We start from the raw sequence: 23823 nt of genomic DNA, 5'->3' as shown, positions 1-23823 counted from the left end.
CTCGATGCCCCTCGTCCGGACCGTCACCCTGCCCCCGGGCGCCGGCACCGGCTGGCACTACCACCCGGGCCGGGTCGAGGTGGTGGTGCTCTCCGGGACGCTGACCCGCACCCTGCACGACGGGCGGGTCGAGGTCAGTCGGGCCGGGGACTCGCTGGTCGAGGAGGTCGGACCGGTCCACATCCACGAGGGCCGCAACCTCGGCACCGAACCCGTGGTACTGATCGCGGGCTACGCCGTCCCCGAGGGCCGCCCGCTGGCCGTATCCGTCGCGGAGCCCGCCTGGAGCCGCAGCGGCGCCGGAACCGCCGAGGCCTGAGGCCGCCCCGGAGGACCTTCCCCCGTCGCCTTCCGTAGCCGAGCAGTCGCGCCACGCGGAAGACGGCTTGAGTAGATTCACTCGAACGTAGTGTCGTGCCCCGGAGTTGGAACTTCCGCTCCGGGCCGTGGCGTTTCCTGGGCAAGGATCCGGCCGAACCGGACGAAAACCATCGATGGAGGACACCAGACCCCACCCCGCACCACGGAGGTATGCGCATGACCTCAGACCGCTCGCCGTCGCCCGCCGGTGCCGACCTACCCGGCCCCCGCGGCCCAGCGACGCCCTACCGGATGACCGTCACCACCGCCCTCCCGCACGCCGAGGCCGTCGCCCTGGCCGACGAACAGCTCGCCTCCTGGCTGAAGCAGGAGGGCTGCGAGGAACCCCCACCGGCCCTCCGTGCCCCCGGCGGGCCGGACTCCGACGGAAGGCCCCCCGTCGGGACGCCCCTCGCCGCCGAGCGCCTCCGCCTGGGCGACCGCATCCTGCTGGACCGGGACCACGGCCCGCTGCGCGGCCCGTCGGGCGCCGGCCGCTACGACCGCCGCCGCCTGCGCACCCCGGCCCCGCACGGCACCCGGCAGCTCACCCTCACCGTCGCCACCGGTGCAGAGGGCCGCACCTGGTTCCGGCTGGAGGCCGAGACCCACAGCACCGGCAGCGGTGTCCGCACCCCCTGCCGGGTGCCGGTGCCCGAACTCGCCCGCACCCTGCTCCCGCTGCTCGACGCCACCGACGGCCCGGCCGCCGTCCACCCCGTGCCCCGGGTGATCACGGCTGACGAGGTCGACGGCCTGATCGACGAGCTGTGCGACCCGGAGCGCCGACTGCCCACCGTGGTCGCCAGCGTGCCGGTGAACCTCCCGCTCGACCGCTGGGTCGAGGACGTCGTCCGTCCGCTCTGCCAGCAACTGCCCGGCCTCGCCACCGCCTACGTACTGGACCCCTGCGCCCGCACCGGCTTCAACGTCGCGCTGGAGTACCACACCGTGTACGGCGGGGCGGTGCGCACCTACCTGCCCGAGGTCGACCCGGCCTCCCGGCAGGACGGCGTCCGACATCCGGTACTCGCCCGGGGCCGAATAGAACAGGACCTCCGCCGCGCCGCCGGCCTGCTCGCCCGCGAGCCGCGCCGCCTCGCCGCCGACCAGCCGTTGCCGCCGCCGCTCGCGGCCGTCCCAGTGCTGCGGGTCCCGTCGCCGCAGCAACGCTCGGCCGCCCAGCAGGCCATGGCCGCGTCGGCCGACGCGACCGCCTATGTCACCGCCGACACGGCCTCCGAACTGGCCGCGCTCGCCCGCGAGGAGCAGCAGGACCGCGCCGAGCAGCAGGCCAGGGCCGACGAACTGGAGCGGGTCCGGCACACCCTGCGCCTGGAGCGCCGCGACCGCGGCCAGCCCCGGGACGGCCACGAGGGTCGCCTCCGCACCGGCGCCCGCGGCCTGAACGGCCGCCACTGCACCACCCCGGGCACCGGCCCGGCCGTCGGTCGGCGCCCCGCTGCCCAGCCCACTGGGCGGATCGGCAAGCCCGAGACCTTCACCGAACTCATGGCCAGGCTCGGCGAATTCCCGCTGCTCACCTTCACCGGCGACCAGAAGTCCGCGCTCGCCCTGGACGGCCTCCAATGCGCCGGCGCCGGCTGGGCCCGGCTCGCCTGGGACGGTCTGACGGCCCTGCAGGAGTACGCCGAGGCGGCCGTGCGCGGCGCGGCCGGCGGGGACTTCAAGCAGTGGTGTGAGCACACCCCGGACGGCTGCCACCGCTTCCCGCCCCGCAAGGCGGTGCGCGGGGAGTCCCGGACGGTGTTCAGCCACACCAAGTGGAAACGTGAACGGATGCTGCCGGTCCCGGAATGCGTGGACGCCTCCCGGCGCGCGTTCATGGGCGCGCACCTGCGGATCGGTGGCGGCCGCACCGCGCCCCGGCTGCACTACCTGGACGACTGCTCCGGCAGTGGCCGGATCTACGTCGGCTACATCGGCCTGCACCTGACCAACACCCGGACCAACTGACCGGCTTGGCTGACCGCCGCGCCCGTTCGGTGGACAATGTCCGGCAGGGGGCGGGCCGAGAGCGGGTCGGCCGCCCCGGGCAGGCGCCGGACGAGCATGGGGGAACGACGACCGATGCAGTACTCAGCAGACGGCCAGTCCGACGGCGCCTCCACCGTCCAGTTCCCGCAACCGGGCTTCCTCGCTTCGGTCTTCCGCGACCTCGGCGCCGACCAGGGCCCGGAGCCGGACGAGGCCGCGTCCCTGCCCGGGCCCGGCCGTCCGGGCGGGGACGCGGCAGCTGAGGGTCCGTCCGTCCCCGGCCGGCCAACCGGGGCTCCGGCCGGCGATCCGGGCGGCGACGCGGGCGACGGCTCGTCCGCCTCCGGCTCCGCCGGCCCTGGCTCCTCCGCCCCCGGCTCCGCCGGCCCTGGCTCCTCCGCCCCCGGCTCCGCCGACCCCGGGGACGGCGTCGCCGCGCACGGCCGGGCCGCCGCCCTGACCCACCACCGCACGCTCACCGTCCAGGCCGAGCACGACCGGCTGACCGACCTGCTGCGGCGGGCCGCGCTGCCCGTCTCGGCCATGGACTTCGAGAGTCAGCTGCGCCACTACGAACCCCGCCCCTACTCGGCCGACGGTCCGACGGTCCTCGACGAGCCCGCGCCCCGCTGGGAGGACTTCGCCCCCGCCGAGCCGACCACGGCCGACCCGGAGAGCGGTCCGTCCCGCCGCCTGCTCGACTCCGGCTACCAGCGTGAACTGGCCCAGGCCCGGCTGACGCACCAGCGCACCCTGCGCGAGTGGCGCACCCGCCAGGCCGAGGCCGGCCGCCCGGCCGCCGACGAGTCCCGGCGCGCCCACGAGGCGGCCGAGGAGGCCCGCGCCCGAGCCGTGCGCGAGTACAACGAGAGCCTGGAGGAGTGCCGGCGCGCCTACCGGCTGGCCGAGCCGGCCGCCGTGGAGTCGCTGCTGGAGCGGGCCCTGGCCGCCGCTGAGACCGCCACCCAGGACCTCCCCGCCCCCTGCCGGGCGGTCTTCCGCCCGCTCACCCGCACCGCTGTGCTGGACCTCGACCTGCCCCCGCTCGACCTGGTGCCCTCGCTCAGCGGCTACCGGCTCGCCCCCGACGGAGACATCGTCCCGGTGCCGCGCCCGCCCGCGGACCGGGCCACCGACTACCTGCGGCTGGTCGCCCGGCTCGCCCTGCGCGCCCTGCAGGCCGCCGACGCCGTCGACACCGACGAGATACTCGCCGGCGTCGTCCTCAACGGCTGGCTGCGCGAGCCCGGTGCGACCGAGCCGCTCTGCCTGCTCAGTGTGGACGCCGACCGTGACGCGCTGGCCCGCACCCGGCTGCTGCCGCCGGAGACCCCCTACGAGGAGCGCGACGACGAGGGCGTCTACGCCGACGCGGAGCAGGACGAGGCCCTGGTCCGGCTGCGCCAGCTCGGCGCCGCCGTCACTCCGGATCCGTACGCCCGGGCGGTCGTCCAGCCGGCCGCCCAGGCCGGCGCCACCGTCCCGGCAGCGCCCGACCTGTCCGCCAATGAGTTCGCCCAGCTGGTGCGCGACCTGCTCACCCGGGGCGGGCTGGCCGAGTGGAGCGTCCGGCTGCGCGGCCCGGCCGGGCTGGTCGCCACCGGCGAGGGATCCCCCGGCAGCGCGCTGCCCGGCCGCTGGGTGGTCTGGGCCTCCCGGGGTGCAACGCCGGTGACCGCCGAGCAGATCGCGACCCTGGCCGAGGCCGTCACCGAGGAGTCCGCCGAGCGCGGCCTGCGGCTGACCACCGGCCGCTTCACCGACGAGGCCCTGGAGCTCACCGCTGAGGAGAGCCACCGGCACATCCACCTGATCGACGGCGACGGCGTCCGCGAACTCGCCCGCACCCATCTCGGTCTGCCGCTCGCCGCCGGCCTCTGAGCGGCCCGACGGACCTGACGGGCCCAGTAGACCGGACAGGCCTGACGGACCCGGCCGCGGAGTTCACTCCGACGGCCCACCCGGCGGGCGCCCGGTCGGCCCCGGACCGAGGCTGAGGACCGGACCCCGTCGGCCCCGGTACCCCCCCCGGGCGACCACCCTCGAACGGCCGTCCGGTACGGTCGGCGGTCGGCCCGGCCACGGGCGGACCCCAGGGGGAGAGGAATGGGCAGAGCGCTCGGCAGTTCACACGGCGGCACCGGCCATTCGGCGGACCCAGCGCGGGAGGCGGCCCGATGACCGCCGTCCTGGTCGCCGCCGGGGCGTTCCTGATGACGCTGATCGGCGGCTTCGTCGCCCAGCGCACCGGCGACCGCCGCCACTTGGTACTCGGTTTCGCGGCCGGCCTGATGCTCGGCGTGGTCGCCTTCGACCTGCTGCCCGAGGCCATCCACCAGGCGCCGGGCGAGGTGCACGGTGTGCCGCAGGCACTGCTGATGTTCGCGGTCGGCTTCCTCACCATCCACGTGGTCGAGCGCGCGGTCGCCATCCACCGCGGCCACGAGGGCGAGTACGCCGAGCACACCCACGGCCACCACCATGCCCACGCCCACCACGCCGGGGCCCAGGGCATCGGGCTGACCGCCGCGCTGGCCCTGGTCGGGCACAGCGTGATGGACGGCTTCGCGATCGGCGCCGCCTTCCAGGCCGGGACCACGGTCGGCACGGTGGTGGCCATCGCGGTGGTCGCGCACGACTTCGCCGACGGCTTCAACACGTACACGATCACCCGGTTGTACGGGAACAACCGGCGCCGGGCGCTGACCCTGCTCGCGGCCGACGCGCTGGCCCCGGTCTCCGGCGCCGCGATCACCCTGGCCTTCACCATCCCGGAGCACCTGCTCGGCCTCTACCTGGGCTTCTTCTCCGGATTCCTGCTCTACCTGGCCACCTCCGACATCCTCCCGGAGGCGCACAGCCCGCACCCCTCGCGCAGCACCCTGCTGTGCACCGTCGCCGGGGTCGGCTTCATGTGGCTGGTCATCGGCTTCGCCGGCTAAGCCGGAAGAGAGCTCCAGCACTCCCGCATCGCCGCCAGCGCCTCGGTGATCGCCGGCCGCCGGGAGGTCTGGGCCCGCCAGAGCGCGAACACCCGTCGGCTCGGCTGCGAGGCCACCGGGCGGGCCGCCACCCCGGGCGGCAACGGGCCACGGCCGAGCCGGGGCACCACAGCCATCCCCAGACCGGCCGCGACCAGCGCGATCTGGGTCTCGAAATCGCCGACCTGGTAGTGCACGTCCGGCTCCTCGCCGGCCTCACGCAGGGTGCGGACCAGCCAGTCGTGGCAGATGTTGCCCGGTGGCACGCTGATCCAGCGCTGCCCGCACAGCCGCTCCAACGGCACCGCGTCCAGCGCCGCCAGCTCGTCCCCGTCCGGCAGCAGCAGGTCCACCGGGTCCGTCCCGAGGTCCAGCCGGGCCAACCCCTCCTGCACCGGCAGCGGCACGCTCGGCCAGTCCTGCACCAGCGCCAGGTCCACCTCGCCCCGGGCCACCAGCTCCGCCGCCGGGTACGGGTCGCTCTCCAGCAGTCGTACATCCAGCTCCGGGCAGCGCCGCCGCAGCTCGGCCAGCACCCCGGGCATCAGCCCGCGCGCGCCGGTCGCGAAGGCGGCGACCAGCAGCCGCCCGACCGCCTGGCCGCGCTGCTCCTCCAACCGCACCTCGGCCTGTTCCACCAGCCCGAGCACCGCCTGGGCGGTGGCGGCCAGCTCGCGCGCCGCGTCGGTCAGCACCACGCCCCGACCCTGCTTCTCCAGCAGCACCGTCCGGGTCTCCCGCTCCAGCTTGGCGATCTGCTGCGAGACCGCCGAGGGCGTGAACCCGAGCGCGGCGGCCGCCCCGCCGACCGAACCGTGCACCGCCACCGCGTGCAGCGCCCGCAGACGCCCCAGATCCATCATGCAGCAATCCTAAAGTGTTCCCTTCAGAATTCATCGCTGGTGCTACACGTTCTACTGCCGCCATGCTCGACCCATGACCGCAGCACCCGCCGCCCGGAACGGCATGCCTCCCCGTCACATCGCCCTGGCCGTCCTGGTGGCCGCAGTGTGGGGCCTCAACTTCGTCCTCATCCACGTCGGCCTGGACAGCTTCCCGCCGCTGCTCTTCTGCGCCCTGCGGTTCGCCGTGGTCGCCGTGCCCGCGGTCTTCTTCGTCGGCCCGCCCAAGGTGGCCTGGCGCTGGGTGCTGGCGGTCGGCCTGGTCCTCGGGGTGGTCAAGTTCGGACTGCTCTTCCTGGGCATGCACGCCGGGATGCCGGCCGGCCTCTCCTCCCTGGCACTCCAGGGCCAGGCCGGCTTCACCGCCCTGTTCGCGGCCGTCCTGCTGCGCGAGCGCCCGGGCGGGCAGCGGCTGCTCGGCCTGGCGATCGCCTTCGCGGGCATCGCGTTGAGCGCGTTCGACCAAGGCCTCGGCGGCCCGCTCGGCGCCTTCGTCCTGGTGGTGCTGGCCGCCGTGGCCTGGGGCCTGTCCAACGTGCTGACCCGCAAGGCCGCGCCGCCGGACGCGCTGCGCTGGATGGTCTGGGTCAGCGCCGTCCCGCCACTGCCGCTGCTGGGCCTGTCCCTGCTGGTCGAGGGCCCGGACGCGGATCTGCGCGCGCTGCGCGGGATCACCCTCGGCGGGCTCGGCGCGATCGGCTACGTCGGGCTGGTCTCCACCCTGTTCGGCTTCGTCGCCTGGAGCTACCTGCTGCGCAGCTACGACGCCACCGCCGTCGCGCCCTACTCGCTGCTGGTGCCGGTGTTCGGGATGTCCTCGGCCTGGCTGCTGCTCGGCGAGCGGATCACCCCGCAGGCCGGTGCGGCGGCGCTGTTGGTGATCGCCGGGATCGGGATCACCGCGCTGCGCCCGGGTCTGCCGACCGCCGCGGTGGCCCGGCTGCGAGGAAGCGGGCCTCGGCGGAGCGCAGCACTCGCAGCAGCACCTCCTCGTCCTCGGGGCTGACCTCACCGAAGTACTCCTGTGCCACCTCGTCCCGGACCTGCACGATCCGCTCCACCGCCGCGCGGCCGGCCTCGGTCAGCAGCAGCCGTACGGCCCGCCGGTCGGCCGGGTCGGGGCTGCGCTCGACCAGTCCGGCCTCCTGCAGGGCGTCGACCACGGTGGTGGCCGAGCGCGGGGCGATGTGCAGCTTCTCGGCGAGGTCGCTCAGCCGCATCGCGTGATCCGGGGTCTCGCAGCCGGGCGCGTGGGCGAGCGTGCGCAGTGCCCGGGCCTGGCCCGGGGTGATGCCGTAGGGCTCCAGCCGCCAGCCGGTCTGGCGGCGGATCCGCTTGATCGCCCTGGTCATCGCGTCCGCCAGCTCGGCCGCGCTGCCCGGGGCGTCCGGTCCCGGGTCGGGGGAGGGATCCGCCGGGTCGTCGGTCGGCGTGGTGGTCATCGGCGGTCTCCTCGGCTGGCGTCCGGCCAAGCGTATCGGCCGGTCGGGGGCCTGCGGCGGGCGGCGGAGGGCGATCGGGGAAATATGTTGAGCTTAGCTCAGTATCTGGGCTAGTGTAGGCCGAAGTGAGGCGACCCTAAGTTTCCTCCCCGACCCTGGAGGGCCCATGCCCGTTTCCGTCGCGCGCGTCGCCACCGACCGCCCCGCCCGCTACGCCAAGCAGCTCGCCGCCCACATGAGCCGCAGGATCGAGACGTCCTTCTCCCCGGAGACCGGCCGCGGCACCCTGGCCTTCGCCGCCGGCACCGCCACCCTGGAGGCCCAGGCCGACGCGCTGCTGCTGACCGTCGAGGGCGAGCGCGAGAACCTGCCCGGCCTGGAGGACGTGGTCGGCCGCCACCTCGTTCGCTTCGGTGCCCGTGACGAACTCGTCGTCGAATGGCACCGCGACAACGGCGAGGCCGGCCTCGTTCACCGCAACGAGGAGTCCGAGGCCTGAGGCCTTCGGGTGCCCGGTCGGGGCAGCCACCGGTCGAGCGCCCACAGCACCAGGACGGCCAGGCACCAGCCGGCCACCACGTCCAGCATCCAGTGGAAGTCGCTCCACATCAGCCCCGCGCCCACCCCGAGCGCCAGCAGCACCGCCCCCGCCGTCAGCCCACGGGCCGCCCACGGGTCGGCCGCCCGGGCCAACAGCAAGGCCGCCACCCCGTACGAGAGCGTCGCGGTCGCGGTGTGCCCGGACGGGTACCAGCCCCACTGCTCCGGCGTCAGCGGATCCCCGAGCGGGCCCGGCCGGGCGAACGCCGTCTTCGCCGGGACCACCAACAGCGGGATCAACCCCGAGGCCAGCACCGCCACCGGCAGCGGCACCCACCAGCGCGCCGCCCCCGCCCGACGCCACCACCAGGCGGCCAGCGCCCCGGCCGCCAGTAGCACCGGGACGGCGGGGACGGCGCTGCCCAGGTTCGACAACAGGTGGCCGAGGGGGTCGAGCAGCGAGTTCGGGTGGGCCGCCCGCACCGCCCGGCGGACCGAGCGGTCCAGCCCCAGCAGCGGCCCGTCCACCGCCACCTGCCAGGACACCAGCAGCAGCACGACCGCCGCCACCACCGGCACCGCCACCGCCCGGGCCGCCCGGCCCAGGACGGCGGACAGCCGCCCCGGAGCAGGGGGGAGAGCTCCGGGGCGGCTCTGATGATCGCCGTTCCGTGCGCCCCGGGGGGTGTGGGTCGGACGGTCGGTCGATCGGCCTTCGGTATGCGCCGACCCTCGCGGGGCGGCCTGGTTGTCCTCGCGGCGCCCACGCGGACCCGCCCCTGGGGGTGGCTCCGCCGGCGGCTCCGCCAATGGCTGAGGCTCGCTGTCCATCTGCGATGACACTACGTCACCCGCCCTTCCGCGCCGAGCGCCTTCAGCGATTCCGCACATCATCTTCACCCCGCCCCGGGCAAGCCTCCGGGCCGTCCCGTCGATCACGCCCGGCCGCCGAACCCCTACCCCGTACAAACCGAACGGCCCGTGCGGACCAGAGGTCCCCACGGGCCGTTCAGCGCTGTCCGGACATCCCTCCGGCGGGCAGGTGGCGCCTGGATCAGGCGGCGGTGACACCCTGGAGCGCGAACGCGCCCTCGATGATGTCCAGGCCCTCGTTCAGCAGGTGCTCCGGCATCACCAGCGGCGGCAGGAAACGCAGCACGTTGCCGTAGGTGCCGGCGGTCAGCACGACCAGGCCCTCGGCGTGGCAGGCCTTGGCGATGGCCGCGGTGGCCTCCGCGTTCGGCTCCTTGCCGCCCGGCTTCACCAGCTCGACGGCGATCATCGCGCCGCGGCCGCGGACGTCCCCGATGATGTCGAACTTCTCCTGCATCGAGCGCAGGCGGCCCAGCATGACCTCGCCGATCCGCTGCGCCTTGCCGACGAGGTCCTGCTCCTTCATGGTCTCGATGGAGCCCAGCGCGGCGGCGCAGGCCACCGGGTTGCCGCCGTAGGTGCCGCCCAGGCCGCCCGCGTGCGCGGCGTCCATGATCTCGGCGCGGCCGGTCACCGCGGCCAGCGGCAGACCGCCGGCGATGCCCTTGGCGGTGGTGATCAGGTCCGGGACGATGCCCTCGTCCTCGCAGGCGAACCACTGGCCGGTGCGGCAGAAGCCGGTCTGGATCTCGTCGGCGACGAACACGATGCCGTTCGCCTTCGCGTACTCCACGACGGCCGGCAGGAAGCCCTTGGCCGGCTCGATGAAGCCGCCCTCGCCCTGGATCGGCTCGATGATGATCGCCGCGACGTTCTCGGCGCCGATCTGCTTGTCGATGATGTCGATCGCCTGCGCGGCGGCCTCGGCGGCGCAGTTCTCCGCACCGGTCAGCCAGCGGTACGGGTAGGCCACCGGCACCCGGTAGATCTCCGGGGCGAACGGACCGAAGCCCTGCTTGTACGGCATGTTCTTCGCCGTCAGGCCCATGGTCAGGTTGGTGCGGCCGTGGTAGCCGTGGTCGAACACCACGACGGCGGTGCGCTTGGTGTAGGCGCGGGCGATCTTCACCGCGTTCTCGACCGCCTCGGCACCCGAGTTGAACAGCGCCGTGCGCTTCTCGTGGTCGCCCGGGGTCAGCTCGTTCAGCTGCTCGGCGACGGCCACGTAACCCTCGTACGGGGTCACCATGAAGCAGGTGTGGGTGAAGGCGGCCAGCTGCTCGCTCGCCTTGGCCACCACGGCCTCGGCGCTGTTGCCGACGTTGGTCACGGCGATGCCGGAGCCGAAGTCGATCAGCGAGTTGCCGTCCACGTCCTCCAGCACACCGCCGTTGGCACGGGTGACGTACACCGGCAGCGTGGTGCCGACGCCGGCCGCCACCGCACCCAGCTTGCGGGCCTGCAGCTCCTGCGACTTCGGACCGGGGATCGCGGTGACCAGGCGGCGCTCCTGCGGGAGCGGCGTTACGGCGCTCATGGGTATCTCCAGACTTCTCGGCTCGGTGCTTGGCAGGCTACGGCCGCCCTCCCCGACCAGGCATGCGCCACTCGGTAGCACTGCGCCGTCCGACTTGTCCGGCGCGGCCAGCGCGGGTGGCGCGACTACTCGCAGGCCCCGCTCCACTACCCTGAGCGCGGGCGTGTCGCCGGTACGGCGGCATGGGTATGGCGGCACCGACGGCGGTCGGGCCGGGCGGGCGAGGGAGCGGGGCCGTACATGGCACAGGACGGGTCACACCACCACGGCGAGCGCACCACCACCAGACCCCCCACCCCCCTTCCCCACCAGCGGCCCGGCGCGCCCGCCTTCGACCTCGCCGACTGGGCCACCGCCCCGCGCCCCGACGCCGGACCCGGCGTCTACCGGCTCGGCTACCGCCGCATCGACCCGGAGCGCGCCGAGGCGGCCAAGGTCCCGACCTGGCCGCTGCTGCTGCGGGCGGGGCTCAACGCGGTGGTGGGGTGGTTGGCCTTTGTCTACGGCACCCAGCTGGTACTCCGCCTGATCGTGATGACCGTCTGGGTCGAGCACCCCACCGAGACGCAGGTGACCGTCGTCGGGTTGTCGGTGAATCTCGTCGTGGCCGTGGCCGTCATCAAGGTCTTCGGCCGGATGGGCCGCTGGCCCGAGGTGTGGCGCCGCTACGTCGCCCCGCTGCTGTCCCGCACGGTGACCCAGGAGGCGCCCGGCGAGGAGGACGGGGCGGCGGCGGAGGCCACCGGCGGGCAGGACCCCTGGGACGGGCTGCGCCAGGGCGGGGCGACCGAGGCGGCGGCGCGGCTGGACGCCGAGGCGGTCGGCGACGTCGACTACGTGCGGATCCAGCGGGCCTGGGAGTCCGCGCAGGCGGATCCGGTGTTCGTGCCCGCCTTCACCGAGCAGGTGGCCGCCCGCGGTGCGGCGGCGTTCGCCCACCCCTCGGAGTCGCGTGAGCTGCCCGGCCGGGCCCGGCGGCATGATCTGCTGCTCGGTCAGGTCTGCCTCGGCGTCGCCCAGGACGTGCCGAAGAACCCGCTGAGCCACCGGGCGGCCGGCTTCGCGTTGGATCCGGCGGTGCTGGGTACCTCGCTGCTGGCGGTCGGCCCGGCTGGCACCGGGAAGACCGCGCGGCTGGCCCGGCCGGTGGCCGAGGCGCTGTGCCTGCAGGCGCTGGCCGGCACCGCGTGCGCGGTGGTGGTCGGGGCGGCGGACGCCGACCTCGGCCCGGACGCCTGGTACGACGTGGTGATCGCCCCCGGCGACCCGGCCTCCTTGTACGGGCTGGACCTCTACGGTGCGGCGCAGGACCCGGACGAGGCGGCCGCCCGATTGGCCGACGCCCTGCTGCCGGACGAGCTGACGGCCCGCGCCGAGAACGCCAGGACGGCGCTGCAGCAGGTGGTCGGCCCGTTCCACGCCGCGTTCCGCCGCTACCCGGGGGTGCGCGAGCTGCGGGCGCTGCTGAGCGGTGACCCGGACGCGCTGGCGGGGCTGGTGAAGGGGCTCGGTGTGGCCGGTCGGCTGACCGTGTACGAGCGGGACCTGGAGCACCGGGAGCGCCAGCGCGGCCGGGCGGACGACCCCGGGGCGCTGCTCGCGGACCGGCTGGCGCTGCTGGACCGGCCCGCCTTCGAGGGCGCCTTCGCGACCGACGGCGCCGGCCGCCCCCCGTTCGCGATGCGGGTGCTGGACCACCCGCTGCGGGTCCGGGTGAAGCTGCCGGAGCGCAGCCACCCGGAGGCGGCCCGGATGCTGTCCCGGCTGGTGGTGGGTCAGTTCGTGCAGGCGGCCGGTTCCCGCGAGGACCGCTCGCTGTTCGCCGGGCTGGTGGTGGACGACGCCTCCGCCGCGCTGGACGCCGGCTCCGTTCGCGGCCTGCAGCGGATGCGCGGTGCGAACGCGGGCACGGTGCTGTTGCTGCGGACGCTGGTGGAGCTGCCGGAGGCGCTGAGGGCGCCGCTGTTCGGTGCGGTCGGCTGCCGGATGGCCTTCCCGGGCATCGCGCCGTGGGACGGTCGGCTGTTCTCGGAGGCCTGGGGGACGCACCTGGTGCAGGAGACCGCGGTGACCCACACCCCCGACACCTCCGGCGGAGTGATAAGGCGCGCCGGTCGTTTCGGGCGGAGGGCCCTGTCGGGTACGACGGCGCAGACCGAGTCCGTGACGACGCGGGATGTGGAGCGGTTGCGGTGGTCGCCGTCGGATCTGGCGCACGCGTTGCCGGCGGGGCATGCGGTGGTGTCGCTGACGGCGGTGTCGGGGGAGCAGGTGCCGCCGTTGTTGGTGGACTTGCGGGGGTGAGTCGGGGGCCGCGGAGGGGGCGGGAGGGAAGTCGCCTTCGAGGTGGATTCGGCAGTGCTGGTTGTCCGGGGCGTCCATAATGAAGGGGAGAGACCCTCACCAGTCCCGCATCCCTCTCCTCGCCCGGCCGCAACGGCGCGGTCAGGTCGACCCCCCGAAGGTGCCATGCCCCCCACACTCGCCTCCGTCGTCCGCAACAGTTCGCTCCATCTGACGGTGCTCGCCGGCGCGGACCACCTGGAGCGGCCGGTCCGCTGGGTGCACACCAGTGAACTGGACGACCCGACGCCGTTCCTGGAGGGTGGCGAGCTGCTGCTCACCACCGGTATCAAGCTGGGCCGGACGGCGGCGCAGCTGCAGGCGTACGTGCACCGGCTGGCCGACGCCGGGGTGGTCGGGCTGGGGCTGGGGGTGGGGCTGTCGCACACCGAGGTGCCGCAGCCGCTGGTGGATGCGGCGGCGCAGCGGGGGCTGCCGCTGCTGCGGGTGCCGGAGCCGACGCCGTTCATCGCGATCAGCAAGGTGGTGTCGGCGGCGCTGGCCGCGGAGCAGTACGAGGCGGTGACGACGAGCTTCGAGGCGCAGGAGGAGCTGACCCGGGCGGCGCTCGGCAAGGACGGTACGACGGCCGTGGTGCGCCGCTTGGCGGCGCGGCTGGGGGGCTGGGCGGCGCTGTACGACGGGTCGGGGGCGCTGTCGGTGGTGGCGCCGGACTGGGCGGCCCGCCGGGCGGGGCGGCTGGCGGCGGAGGTGGACCGGCTGCGTCGGCGGCCGGCGCCGTCGAGTGCCGCGCTGCAGGGGCGTGCGCCGGGGATAGACACGGCGGACGAGGACTACGTGGTGGTCCAGTCGCTGGGGGCGGACCGGCGGGCCCGGGGTTTCCTGGCGGTCGGGACCGAGGACCGGATCACGCCGACCGAGCGGTACGTGCTGAACGCGGCGGTGGCGCTGCTGACCCTCACCCTGGAGCGCTCGCGCGAGCTGCGGCAGGCGGAGGAGCGGATGGGGGCGGCGCTGCTGCGGATGGTGCTGGCGGGCGAGGTGGCGACGGCCCGTCAGGTGGCGGTGGGGCTGTTCGGCGGCCTGCCGGAGGGGACGATACGGGTCCTGGTGGCCGGGGCCGGGCCGAACGCGGACGCCGCGGAGGCGCTCGCGGAGCTGGGTGACCGGGCCGAGCAGGCGGGGTCCCGGGTGGGCGAGAAGCTGCTGGCGGCGCGGGAGGACGGCGCGCACGGGCCGCGGTTGATGGTGCTGGCGCTGGACAACGGCGCGGTGCACCGGGCGTGCCTGGGCGCGGTGGAGGAGCACGAGGGCCTGTCGCTGGGCGTCTCGGCGCCGGCGTCCCTGGAGGAGGCCGGTACGGCGCACGCGCAGGCGGAGCGGGCGTTGGCGGTGGCGCTGCGCGGTGGTCGGCGGTCGGTGGACCACGAGGAGGTCGGCGCGGGTTCGCTGCTGCCGCTGCTCGGGGAGGACGCGGTGACGGCGTTCGCGGAGGGGCTGCTGCGGCCGCTGCGCGAGCACGACCGGACGGCCCGCGGTGACCTGGTGGCCTCGCTGCGGGCGTGGCTGTCCCGGCACGGTCAGTGGGACGCGGCGGCGGCCGACCTCGGGGTGCACCGGCACACGCTGCGCTACCGGATGCGCCGGGTCGAGGAGCTGCTGGGCCGGTCGCTGGACGACACCGATGTGCGGATGGAACTGTGGCTGGCGCTCCGCTCCGGGGAGGAATAGAACACCGGCCTGGACGTGGTGGAGTGGCCCCGGAGTCGAACGCTCCTAGTCGGCCAATCCGATCGGTGCGCCCTCGCACCTACCCTCGGGTTCGGGTCCCACGCCCGTGGGCCGTACGACGACGAGGAGAGGGCCGGTACCACGGTGACCACCACGTACGATTTCTGGCTCGCCGGCCGCCGGGCGAGCGGTGACGCCGACTTCGAGGTGCACAACAGCTGGGACGGACGTCTGGTCGGCAAGGTCAGCATCCCGACCGAGGCACAGGTCGAGGAGGCGCTGGACGCCGCCGTCGCCGCGCTGCCGGTGTTCGCCGCGACCCCGGCGCACCAGCGGGCCGCCGCCCTGGACCACGTGGCCAAGCGGCTGACCGAGCGCACCGAGGAGCTCGCCCAGCTGATCACCGCCGAGAACGGCAAGCCGATCAAGTGGGCCCGCGGCGAGGTCGGCCGCGCGGTGTCGGTCTTCCGCTGGGCCGCCGAGGAGGCGCGCCGCACCAACGGTGAGACGATGCGGCTGGACACCGACCCGGGCGGCGTGGGCCGTTTCGCGCTGGTGCGCCGCTTCCCACGCGGTGTGGTGCTGGGGATCGCCCCGTTCAACTTCCCGCTGAACCTGGTCGCCCACAAGGTCGCCCCGGCGATCGCGGTCGGTGCCCCGATCATCCTCAAGCCGGCCCCGGCGACCCCGCTGTCGGCGATGGTGCTGGGCGAGATCCTGGCCGAGACCGACCTGCCGGTCGGCTCCTGGTCGATCCTGACCGTGCCGAACGACCGGATGCCGGCCCTGGTGCAGGACAAGCGCCTGCCGGTGATCTCCTTCACCGGTTCGGACAAGGTCGGCTACCAGATCATGGACTCGGTGCCGCGCAAGCACACCACCCTGGAGCTGGGCGGCAACGCCGCGGCCGTGGTGCTCGCCGACTGGTCCTCGGAGGCGGACCTGGACTGGGCGGCCACCCGGATCGCGATGTTCGCCAACTACCAGGGCGGCCAGTCCTGCATCTCGGTGCAGCGGGTGATCGCCGACGCGTCGGTGTACGACGCGCTGGTGGAGAAGGTCGTGGCCAAGGTCAAGGCCCAGGTCACCGGCGACCCCAACGACGACGCGACGGACGTCGGCCCGCTGGTCGACGAGAACGCCGCCAAGCGGGTGGAGTCCTGGGTGGAGGACGCGGTCGCCAAGGGAGCCAAGGTGCTCACCGGCGGCGCCCGCGAGGGCGCGACCTACGCCCCGACCGTGCTGGCCGAGCTGCCCGCCGACGCGATCCTGGCCAAGGCCGAGGTGTTCGGCCCGGTGCTGTCGCTGCACAGGGTGGACGGCGTGGCCGAGGCCTTCGCGGCCGTCAACGACTCGCCGTTCGGCCTGCAGGCGGGCGTGTTCACGCACGACCTGCAGACCGCCTTCCGCGCCCACCGGGAGCTGGAGGTCGGCGGCGTGGTCATCGGCGACGCGCCGTCCTACCGCGCCGACCAGATGCCGTACGGCGGCGTCAAGGACTCCGGCGTCGGCCGTGAGGGCGTCAAGTACGCGATGGACGACTACACCGTCGAGAAGGTCATGGTCCTGACCGGCCTCGACCTCTGACCCGCCTCGGCCTCTGACAGGGCCGACCGACGCAGGGCCCGGTTCGTCTCGGACCGGGCCCCGCGTCGCGTTCAGCCGTGGTGGTCAGCCGTCGTGTCCGGCCGCGGCGGCGACCGCCTCGGCGATCGTGGCGTTCCCGGCGACCAGCTCCAGGGTCTGCCCGGCGGTGCCGGGCTCGCGCAGCAGCGCGGCCAGCACGGCGGCCACGTCGGCCCGGTCGACCGCGCCGCGGGCCACCGAGGGGGCGAGCCGGACCAGCCCGGCGCCGGGGCCGTCGGTGAGCCGCCCGGGGCGCAGCACCGTCCAGTCCAGGGTGGTGCGCGAGCGGACGGCGTCGTCGGCGGCGCCCTTGGCCCGCAGGTAGGTCTCGAAGACCGCGTCGGCGGGGTGGTGGGCGGCCGCGTCGGCGCCCATCGAGGAGACCATCAGGTACCGCCGTACGCCCGCGAGCTCGGCGGCGTCGGCGAGCAGGACGGCCGCGTCGCGGTCGACGGTGTTCTTGCGGGCGGCGCCGCTGCCCGGTCCGGCGCCGGCGGCGAAGACCACCGCGTCGGTGTCGGCGAGCAGGGCGGCGAGTTGCGGGGCGGTCGCGGACTCCAGGTCGAGCAGCAGCGGCTCGGCGCCGGCGTCGACGAGGTCCTGGGCCTGTTCGGGGCGGCGGATGATCCCGGCCGGGCGGTCGCCGCGGTCGGCGAGCAGCCGTTCCAGCTTCAGCGCGATCTGTCCGTGGCCCCCGGCGATGACGGTACGCATGGCCTCGACGGTAGTCCGAAGGATCGGCGGTCGTCCTGGGGAGTGCCGCGAACAGGACACAATGGGCGCATGACTTCGCTCGCCCACCCGCAGCTGCGTTTCACGCCCACCGTGGCGGACCCCTCCGGCCCCAGGGAGCTGGTGATCCTCGGTTCCACCGGTTCGATCGGCACCCAGGCCATCGACGTGGTGCTCCGCAACCCGGACCGCTTCCGGGTGGTCGCCCTGTCGGCGGCCGGCGGCCGGGTGGAGCTGCTCGCCGAGCAGGCGCTGCGGCTGGGCGTGCACACCGTGGCGGTGGCCGATCCGGCGGCCGAGTCGGCGCTGCGCGAGGCGCTGGCCGCGAAGGCGGCGGGCCGTGCGCTGCCGGCCGTGCTGGTGGGGCCGGACGCGGCGACGGAGCTGGCCGGGATGGAGTGCCACTCGGTGCTGAACGGCATCACCGGTTCGATCGGCCTGCGGCCGACGCTGGCCGCGCTGAAGGCGGGCCGGGTGCTGGTGCTGGCGAACAAGGAGTCGCTGATCGTCGGCGGCCCGCTGGTGAAGGCGGTGGCGAAGCCGGGCCAGATCGTGCCGGTGGACTCCGAGCACGCGGCGCTGTTCCAGGCGCTGGCCGGCGGCACCCGGGCCGAGGTCCGCAAGCTGGTGGTGACCGCGAGCGGCGGCCCGTTCCGCACCCGGACCCGGGAGCAGCTGGCCGGGGTGACCCCGCAGGACGCGCTGGCGCACCCGACCTGGGCGATGGGCCCGGTCGTCACGATCAACTCGGCCACCCTGGTCAACAAGGGCCTGGAGGTGATCGAGGCGCACCTGCTGTACGACGTGCCGTTCGACCGGATCGAGGTTGTGGTCCATCCGCAGTCGGTGGTGCACTCGATGGTGGAGTTCACCGACGGTTCGACCCTGGCGCAGGCCAGCCCGCCGGACATGCGGATGCCGATCGCGCTGGGGATCGGCTGGCCGGACCGGGTGCCGGACGCCGCCCCGGCCTGTGACTGGACCAAGGCCGCGACCTGGGAGTTCTTCCCGCTGGACAACGAGGCCTTCCCGGCGGTCGAGCTGGCCCGTGAGGTGGGCACGCTGGGCGGTACGGCGCCGGCGGTGTTCAACGCGGCCAATGAGGAGTGTGTGGAGGCCTTCCTGAAGGGCCGCCTCGCCTTCACCGGGATCGTGGACACTGTTGCCAAGGTCGTGGCGGAGCACGGTGCGCCGGCGGCGGGAACTTCCCTGACGGTGGAGGACGTCCTGCACGCGGAGGACTGGGCGCGCGCCCGGGCCCGCGAGCTGGCGGCGGGCTGACGGACCGGCCCGTGGCACCGGCGGCATTCCCGTCGCGGCACGAAACGCGGTACGACGAGACGATGAGCGGAGCGGCATGACGGAGGGCCAGCGGTGGCAACGGTTTTGACGGTGGTCGGCATCCTGGTCTTCGTGGTCGGGCTGCTCATCTCGATCGCCTGGCACGAGCTCGGCCACCTCTCCACGGCCAAGCTGTTCGGCATCCGGGTGCCGCAGTACATGGTCGGCTTCGGCCCGACCCTCTGGTCCCGCCGGAAGGGCGAGACCGAGTACGGCATCAAGGCGATCCCGTTCGGTGGGTACATCCGGATGATCGGGATGTTCCCGCCGGGCGAGGACGGCCGGATCACCAAACGCAGCAGTTCGCCCTGGCGGACCATGATCGAGGACGCCCGTGAGGCCTCCTACGAGGAGCTCCAGGAGGGTGACGAGAACCGGCTGTTCTACACCCGCAAGCCATGGAAGCGGATCATCGTCATGTTCGCCGGGCCGTTCATGAACCTGATCCTGGCGTTCGGGCTGTTCCTGACCGTCATGATGGGCTTCGGCGTCTCGATGCCGGTGCCGACCATCGGCTCGGTCGCCGCGTGCGTCGTCAAGGCCGGCCAGCCCACCGACGTGTGCCCCGCCGACGCGCCCAAGACCCCGGCCAACGAGGTGGGCCTGCGGCAGGGGGACAAGGTGCTCTCCTTCGACGGCGACCGGATCCGCGACTACGACCAGCTCCAGGCGGACATCCGGAAGTCGGCCGGCAAGAAGGTGGAGATCGTCGTTGAGCGCGGCGGCCAGCAGGTCACCTTCACGCCCACCATCGCCGTCAACGACGTGCAGAAGTACGACGGCAACGGCGTGCCGGTGAAGGGCCAGACCGTCCAGGCGGGGTTCCTCGGGTTCACCCCCAAGAGGGAAACCGTCCAGCAGACCTTCGGGCAGTCCGTGAACCGGATGGCCGACATGGCGGAGAACGGCGTGAAGTCGCTGGCCGCCCTGCCCGGCAAGATCCCCGGCCTGTGGAACGCCGTCGTGGGCGACGCCCCGCGTGACCCGGACTCGCCGATCGGCATGGTCGGCGCGGCCCGGGTCAGCGGTGAGGTCTTCTCCCTCGACGAGTCGGCCACCCAGCGGGTCGCGATCTTCGTGAACCTGCTGGCCGGCATCAACCTGTCGCTCTTCCTGTTCAACATGCTGCCGCTGCTCCCGCTGGACGGCGGCCACATCGCCGGCGCCGCCTGGGAGGCCGTCCGCCGCCGGTTCGCACGGATGTTCCGCCGACCCGACCCGGGCCCCTTCGACGTCGCCAAGCTGATGCCGGTCGCATACGTCGTGGCCAGCATCTTCATCGGCTTCACCCTGCTGGTGATGGTCGCCGACCTGGTGAACCCGGTGAAGATCGGCTAGGGCCTTCGGGTACGGCGGGTGTGCTGGGCGCCCGGACCGTGCCGTACCGTTGAGGCCGGGTGCGCGATCGTCAGCGCGCCCGGCCTCGGCCGTCCCAGCGGCCGGGCGGTCGACCACACCTCAACCCCGGGGAACCCTGCGCACATGACCGCGATCTCGCTCGGTATTCCGTCCCTGCCGCTCAAGCCGCTGGCCAAGCGCCGCTACTCCCGGCAGATCATGGTCGGCAACGTGCCGGTCGGCGGTGACGCCCCCGTCTCCGTGCAGTCGATGACCACCACCGTCACCTCGGACATCAACGCGACGCTGCAGCAGATCGCCCAGCTCACCGCGTCCGGCTGCCAGATCGTCCGGGTCGCCGTCCCCTCCCAGGACGACGCCGACGCGCTGCCGATCATCGCCAAGAAGTCGCAGATCCCGGTCATCGCCGACATCCACTTCCAGCCGAAGTACGTCTTCGCGGCGATCGACGCCGGCTGCGCGGCCGTGCGCGTCAACCCGGGCAACATCAAGGCCTTCGACGACAAGGTCGGCGAGATCGCCAAGGCCGCCAAGGACGCCGGGGTACCGATCCGGATCGGCGTCAACGCCGGCTCGCTCGACAAGCGCCTGCTGGAGAAGTACGGCAAGGCCACCCCGGAGGCGCTGGTCGAGTCCGCGCTGTGGGAGTGCTCGCTGTTCGAGGAGCACGACTTCCGCGACATCAAGATCTCGGTCAAGCACAACGACCCGGTCGTGATGATCCAGGCCTACCGGCAGCTCGCCGCCGCCTGCGACTACCCGCTGCACCTCGGTGTGACCGAGGCCGGGCCGGCCTTCCAGGGCACCATCAAGTCCGCGGTCGCCTTCGGCGCGCTGCTCGCCGAGGGCATCGGCGACACCATCCGGGTCTCGCTGTCGGCCCCGCCGGCCGAGGAGATCAAGGTCGGCACCCAGATCCTGGAGTCCCTCGGGCTGCGCCAGCGCGGGCTGGAGATCGTCTCCTGCCCGTCCTGCGGTCGCGCCCAGGTCGACGTCTACAAGCTCGCGGAGGAGGTCACCGCCGGGCTGGAGGGCATGGAGGTGCCGCTGCGGGTCGCCGTCATGGGCTGCGTCGTGAACGGCCCGGGCGAGGCGCGGGAGGCCGACCTCGGGGTCGCCTCCGGCAACGGCAAGGGCCAGATCTTCGTCAAGGGGCAGGTGATCAAGACCGTTCCCGAGTCGAAGATCGTCGAGACCCTGATCGAGGAGGCGCTCAAGCTCGCCGAGCAGATGCAGGAGGAGGGCGTCGAGGCCGGTTCGCCGACCGTCGTCGCCGCGGAGTGACCGTTCGGGCCGGACACGTCCGGCCCGAACGCAGCTGCAGCGCAGTTTTCCGGAAGCGGGGCCGTCCGTTCGCGGACGGCCCCGCAGCCGTAGCCGGGTGGGGCCACGGAGTAGGGTGCGGCCAGAGTCGTCTCAGTGAGGTGCGGTCTCGATGCTCGATCGAGGTGTGATTCTCCCCAGCTCCTTCCAGGCCGTCCGGGCCCTGGCCACCACCCGCGTGCTGGAGCCGTCGGATCTCGCGGACGCCCTGGAGATCCTCCACCGCGACCCGGTCGGCAACGCCTTCGTCGCCACCCGGGTCGAGGCCGTCGGGCTGGACCCGTGGCGGTTGGGCGGGGAGATGTGGGGCTGGTACGACGGGGGCGGCGTGCTGGACGCCATGTGCTACGCGGGGGCGAACCTCGTCCTGGTCAACGCCGGACCGGAGGCCGTCGCGGCCTTCGCCGAGCGGGCCCGGCGGCAGGGGCGGCGCTGCTCCTCGATCGTGGGGCCGGCCGAGGCGACCGCCGCCTTCTGGGCGCTGCTGGAGCGCAGTTGGGGGCCGGCCCGTGAAGTCCGGGGCCACCAGCCGCTGTTGGCGACCTCCTCGCCGTCGGCGGAGATCGCGCCCGACCCGCTGGTGCGGAGGGTGCGGCGCGACGAGGTCGAGACGCTGATGCCCGCGTGCGTGGCGATGTTCACCGAGGAGGTGGGGGTGTCGCCGCTGGCGGGGGACGGCGGGCTCCTCTACCAGGCCCGGGTGGCCGAACTCGTCTCCACCGGGCGGTCGTTCGCGCGGTTCACGGACGACGGCCAGGTGGTGTTCAAGGCGGAGATCGGGGCCGTGACGGAGGGAGCCTGCCAGATCCAGGGCGTCTGGGTGGCGCCGCAGTACCGGGGGCAGGGGCTGTCCGAGACCGGGATGGCGGCGGTGCTGGACGTCGCGCTGCGGGAGGTGGCGCCGGTGGTCTCGCTGTACGTCAACGACTTCAACCTGCGGGCGCGGGCTGCCTATCGGCGGGTGGGGTTCCAGGAGGTCGGGGCGTTCATGAGCGTGCTGTTCTGAATGCTTCTCCGAGCGCTCTGCGGGTGCTTCTCCGAGCGCTTCCGGTGGGGGGCACTGTTGTGGCGCGGTTCGCCGGGCGTCGGGTTCTGATCTTCGGCCGCGCCACGGGGCCGCTGGTAGTAACGTCCGGAGCATGGATCAGCTGACCGGGGTGACGATCGGGGCCATCGACCTTGCGGACTGGGCGCCGCAGGCGCTGGAGGTCCAGGCGGTGGCGTTCGGCCTCACGCCCGAGGAGGTCGCGGTACGGCTGCACATCGTGGGACGGCACGCCCGGCAGCCCGGGGTGATCGCGTTCGGGGCGATGAGCGGGGGACGGCTGGTCGGGTTCGGGTACGGGATGCCGAACCAGCGGGAGCACTGGTGGAGCACGGTCATCGAGCCCTATCTGACCGCCCGGGGGTACGGGGACTGGCTGGACGGGGTCTTCGCGGTCACCGAGCTGCACGTGCTGCCGGAGTTCCAGGGGCAGGGGGTCGGGACTCGGCTGATCCGGATGCTGTGCGAGGCGTCGGGGCTGGACCGGAGCATCCTGTCGGCGATCGACGCGGAGACGCCCGCCCGGCGGCTGTACCGGGCCTTGGGATACCAGGACTTGGCCCGGGCGGTGCGGTTTCCGGCGACGGACCGGTTGTACGCGGTGATGGGGGCGCGGCTGCCTCTGCGGGCGCTCGGGGACGGGTGGGTTTAGGGCCTGCCCGGCGGATCTTGCCGGGCCCGACAACATCCGCCGGACAGGCCCTGGCCCGGAGGGCTCTTACGGGGGGGGGTCTTCTACGGGGGCGCTTTCTAGAGGTGCCCGGCGAACTCCAGGTAGAGCTCGGCGTCAACGCGCCGGCCTGCGGTGAGGGCGCGGAGGGCCAGGTCGGCGGAGCGGAAGAGGGTCCAGCCGCGGAGGCGGTCCGGGTCGACGTCGAGGGCGTCGGCGAGTTGGTGGAGCCGGCGGCGGACGGCTGCGGGGGCGCCGGGGGAGCCGAGCAGGGTGTCGGCGCGGTCCAGGGCGAGGCGGGCCAGGTCGTAGGCGCGCTCGCCGGCCAGCGGGCGGGGGTCGATGGCCAACCAGGGGGCGCGGTCGGCGGCGAGGACGTTGCCGTGGTGGAAGTCGCCGTGCAGGAGGAAGGTCTCGGTGGCGGAGTCGGCCAGGGCTTCGGCGGTGGCCAGGGCCTCGGTGATCAGGGACTGCGCGGCGGTGGCGACGGGGTCGTCGCGGTGCCGGGTGAGGCGGGTGGCGGTGTCGGTGACCCGGTCGGCGGGGGTGGGGTACGGGGCCGGCCCGTCGGGGAGCTCCACCCAGAGGCGGTGGAGCAGGCTGGTGGCCTCCAGCATGGCCTTGGGCTCGGCGAGGGAGCGCAGCGGGATCTCGCCGTGGAGGCGCTCCAGGAGGAGGACGCCCTCGGCGGGGTCGGCGTCGAGGAGGAGGACGGCGCCTCGGCCGGCCCAGTGGGTGAGGGCGGTGTGCTCGTGGGCGGTCTCGGGGGTGACCAGGCCGGTCTTGAGGACGGCGGGGGAGAGGTCGTCGCGGTGGACGTAGCTGATCAGGCTGAGGCTGCCCCCGGGGTCCAGGGTGCGTTCGAGGGTGAGGTTCCAGCGGACCAGGTAGGTGGCCGCCGTCTCGGGGAGGGTGGCCAGCCAGTGGCGGCCTTCCTCGCCTTGGGCGGCGGTGACGCTGTTGGTCAGCCAGGTGGGGATGGTGATGTGTGGTGCGTTTCCCGACATGCCCGGCCTTCCGGTTGATGCTCCCTTGGGGGTGGCCTGTCCATTGTCGGGG

Annotated in this window: 20 protein-coding genes; 14 read left to right on the top strand and 6 right to left on the bottom strand. The window is 73.9% G+C overall.

What is annotated here, in order from left to right; all coding sequences use genetic code 11:
* The first annotated feature begins 4 nt into the window (after window positions 1-4).
* The 4 genes from ABZW30_RS31385 (at window position 5) to ABZW30_RS31370 (ending at window position 5300) form a co-directional block, all read left to right on the top strand.
* Window positions 5-319, top strand: coding sequence for a cupin domain-containing protein (locus ABZW30_RS31385; RefSeq protein WP_355674603.1), 315 nt, complete (start codon window positions 5-7; stop codon window positions 317-319).
* Between the two features lie 218 nt (window positions 320-537).
* A complete protein-coding gene (locus ABZW30_RS31380; protein ID WP_355674602.1) occupies window positions 538-2337 on the top strand; it encodes a hypothetical protein in 1800 nt (599 codons plus the stop codon).
* Between the two features lie 114 nt (window positions 2338-2451).
* On the top strand, window positions 2452-4239 hold the full coding sequence (locus tag ABZW30_RS31375) for a restriction endonuclease (protein WP_355674601.1): 1788 nt from the start codon (window positions 2452-2454) through the stop codon (window positions 4237-4239).
* A 296-nt stretch (window positions 4240-4535) separates the two neighbouring features.
* Window positions 4536-5300 carry a ZIP family metal transporter gene (locus ABZW30_RS31370; RefSeq protein WP_355674600.1) on the top strand — a complete coding sequence of 255 codons (765 nt, stop codon included), beginning with the start codon at window positions 4536-4538 and terminating at the stop codon, window positions 5298-5300.
* On the opposite strand, the gene ABZW30_RS31365 is transcribed toward ABZW30_RS31370, so the two are convergent.
* Window positions 5297-6202 (bottom strand): LysR family transcriptional regulator, encoded by a 906-nt coding sequence (locus tag ABZW30_RS31365; RefSeq protein ID WP_355674599.1) that lies wholly within the window; start codon window positions 6200-6202, stop codon window positions 5297-5299. The two genes, ABZW30_RS31370 and ABZW30_RS31365, sit on opposite strands and share 4 nt — an antisense overlap.
* Window positions 6203-6305: 103 nt before the next feature.
* On the opposite strand from ABZW30_RS31365, the gene ABZW30_RS31360 reads away from it, so the two are divergent.
* Window positions 6306-7247: an EamA family transporter gene (locus ABZW30_RS31360; protein ID WP_355674610.1), complete on the top strand. Its 942-nt coding sequence runs from the start codon at window positions 6306-6308 to the stop codon at window positions 7245-7247.
* On the opposite strand, the gene ABZW30_RS31355 is transcribed toward ABZW30_RS31360, so the two are convergent.
* Window positions 7138-7683, bottom strand: coding sequence for a MarR family transcriptional regulator (locus tag ABZW30_RS31355; protein ID WP_355674598.1), 546 nt, complete (start codon window positions 7681-7683; stop codon window positions 7138-7140). The two genes, ABZW30_RS31360 and ABZW30_RS31355, sit on opposite strands and share 110 nt — an antisense overlap.
* Window positions 7684-7849: 166 nt before the next feature.
* On the opposite strand from ABZW30_RS31355, the gene ABZW30_RS31350 reads away from it, so the two are divergent.
* Window positions 7850-8182, top strand: a complete 333-nt coding sequence (locus ABZW30_RS31350; protein WP_355674597.1) for a DUF2218 domain-containing protein — start codon at window positions 7850-7852, stop codon at window positions 8180-8182.
* On the opposite strand, the gene ABZW30_RS31345 is transcribed toward ABZW30_RS31350, so the two are convergent.
* Entirely contained in the window at window positions 8155-8793 is a 639-nt protein-coding gene (locus ABZW30_RS31345) for a phosphatase PAP2 family protein (RefSeq protein WP_355674596.1), read from the bottom strand. The two genes, ABZW30_RS31350 and ABZW30_RS31345, sit on opposite strands and share 28 nt — an antisense overlap.
* Window positions 8794-9277: 484 nt before the next feature.
* Entirely contained in the window at window positions 9278-10633 is a 1356-nt protein-coding gene (gabT, locus tag ABZW30_RS31340; RefSeq protein WP_355674595.1) for a 4-aminobutyrate--2-oxoglutarate transaminase, read from the bottom strand.
* A gap of 240 nt (window positions 10634-10873) precedes the next feature.
* On the opposite strand from gabT, the gene ABZW30_RS31335 reads away from it, so the two are divergent.
* The 3 genes from ABZW30_RS31335 (at window position 10874) to ABZW30_RS31325 (ending at window position 16255) form a co-directional block, all read left to right on the top strand.
* Window positions 10874-12937, top strand: coding sequence for an ATP-binding protein (locus ABZW30_RS31335; RefSeq protein ID WP_355674594.1), 2064 nt, complete (start codon window positions 10874-10876; stop codon window positions 12935-12937).
* A gap of 165 nt (window positions 12938-13102) precedes the next feature.
* On the top strand, window positions 13103-14668 hold the full coding sequence (locus ABZW30_RS31330) for a PucR family transcriptional regulator (protein WP_355674593.1): 1566 nt from the start codon (window positions 13103-13105) through the stop codon (window positions 14666-14668).
* Between the two features lie 144 nt (window positions 14669-14812).
* A complete protein-coding gene (locus ABZW30_RS31325; protein WP_355674592.1) occupies window positions 14813-16255 on the top strand; it encodes an aldehyde dehydrogenase family protein in 1443 nt (480 codons plus the stop codon).
* An 84-nt stretch (window positions 16256-16339) separates the two neighbouring features.
* On the opposite strand, the gene ABZW30_RS31320 is transcribed toward ABZW30_RS31325, so the two are convergent.
* Window positions 16340-17008, bottom strand: coding sequence for an NAD(P)-binding oxidoreductase (locus ABZW30_RS31320; protein ID WP_355674591.1), 669 nt, complete (start codon window positions 17006-17008; stop codon window positions 16340-16342).
* A gap of 69 nt (window positions 17009-17077) precedes the next feature.
* Here ABZW30_RS31320 and dxr point away from each other — a divergent pair, with 69 nt between their 5' ends.
* From dxr to ABZW30_RS31295, 5 genes are all read left to right on the top strand, one after another.
* On the top strand, window positions 17078-18307 hold the full coding sequence (gene dxr / locus ABZW30_RS31315) for a 1-deoxy-D-xylulose-5-phosphate reductoisomerase (protein WP_355674590.1): 1230 nt from the start codon (window positions 17078-17080) through the stop codon (window positions 18305-18307).
* Window positions 18308-18400: 93 nt separating this feature from the next.
* Window positions 18401-19705, top strand: coding sequence for a site-2 protease family protein (locus tag ABZW30_RS31310; RefSeq protein ID WP_355674589.1), 1305 nt, complete (start codon window positions 18401-18403; stop codon window positions 19703-19705).
* Between the two features lie 144 nt (window positions 19706-19849).
* Complete coding sequence (gene ispG / locus ABZW30_RS31305; RefSeq protein ID WP_355674588.1) at window positions 19850-21010, top strand: flavodoxin-dependent (E)-4-hydroxy-3-methylbut-2-enyl-diphosphate synthase; 1161 nt, start codon at window positions 19850-19852, stop codon at window positions 21008-21010.
* Window positions 21011-21161: 151 nt separating this feature from the next.
* Entirely contained in the window at window positions 21162-22055 is an 894-nt protein-coding gene (locus ABZW30_RS31300; protein WP_355674587.1) for a GNAT family N-acetyltransferase, read from the top strand.
* A 133-nt stretch (window positions 22056-22188) separates the two neighbouring features.
* Window positions 22189-22746, top strand: coding sequence for a GNAT family N-acetyltransferase (locus ABZW30_RS31295; RefSeq protein ID WP_355674586.1), 558 nt, complete (start codon window positions 22189-22191; stop codon window positions 22744-22746).
* Window positions 22747-22844: 98 nt separating this feature from the next.
* On the opposite strand, the gene ABZW30_RS31290 is transcribed toward ABZW30_RS31295, so the two are convergent.
* Window positions 22845-23771, bottom strand: a complete 927-nt coding sequence (locus ABZW30_RS31290) for an aminoglycoside phosphotransferase family protein (protein ID WP_355674585.1) — start codon at window positions 23769-23771, stop codon at window positions 22845-22847.
* Window positions 23772-23823: the final 52 nt, after the last annotated feature.

The organism is Kitasatospora sp. NPDC004669, assembly GCF_040609455.1.
GTDB lineage: Bacteria > Actinomycetota > Actinomycetes > Streptomycetales > Streptomycetaceae > Kitasatospora.
Note: the sequence above shows the minus strand (reverse complement) of the source record. Positions and strands in the feature narration are given on the sequence as shown.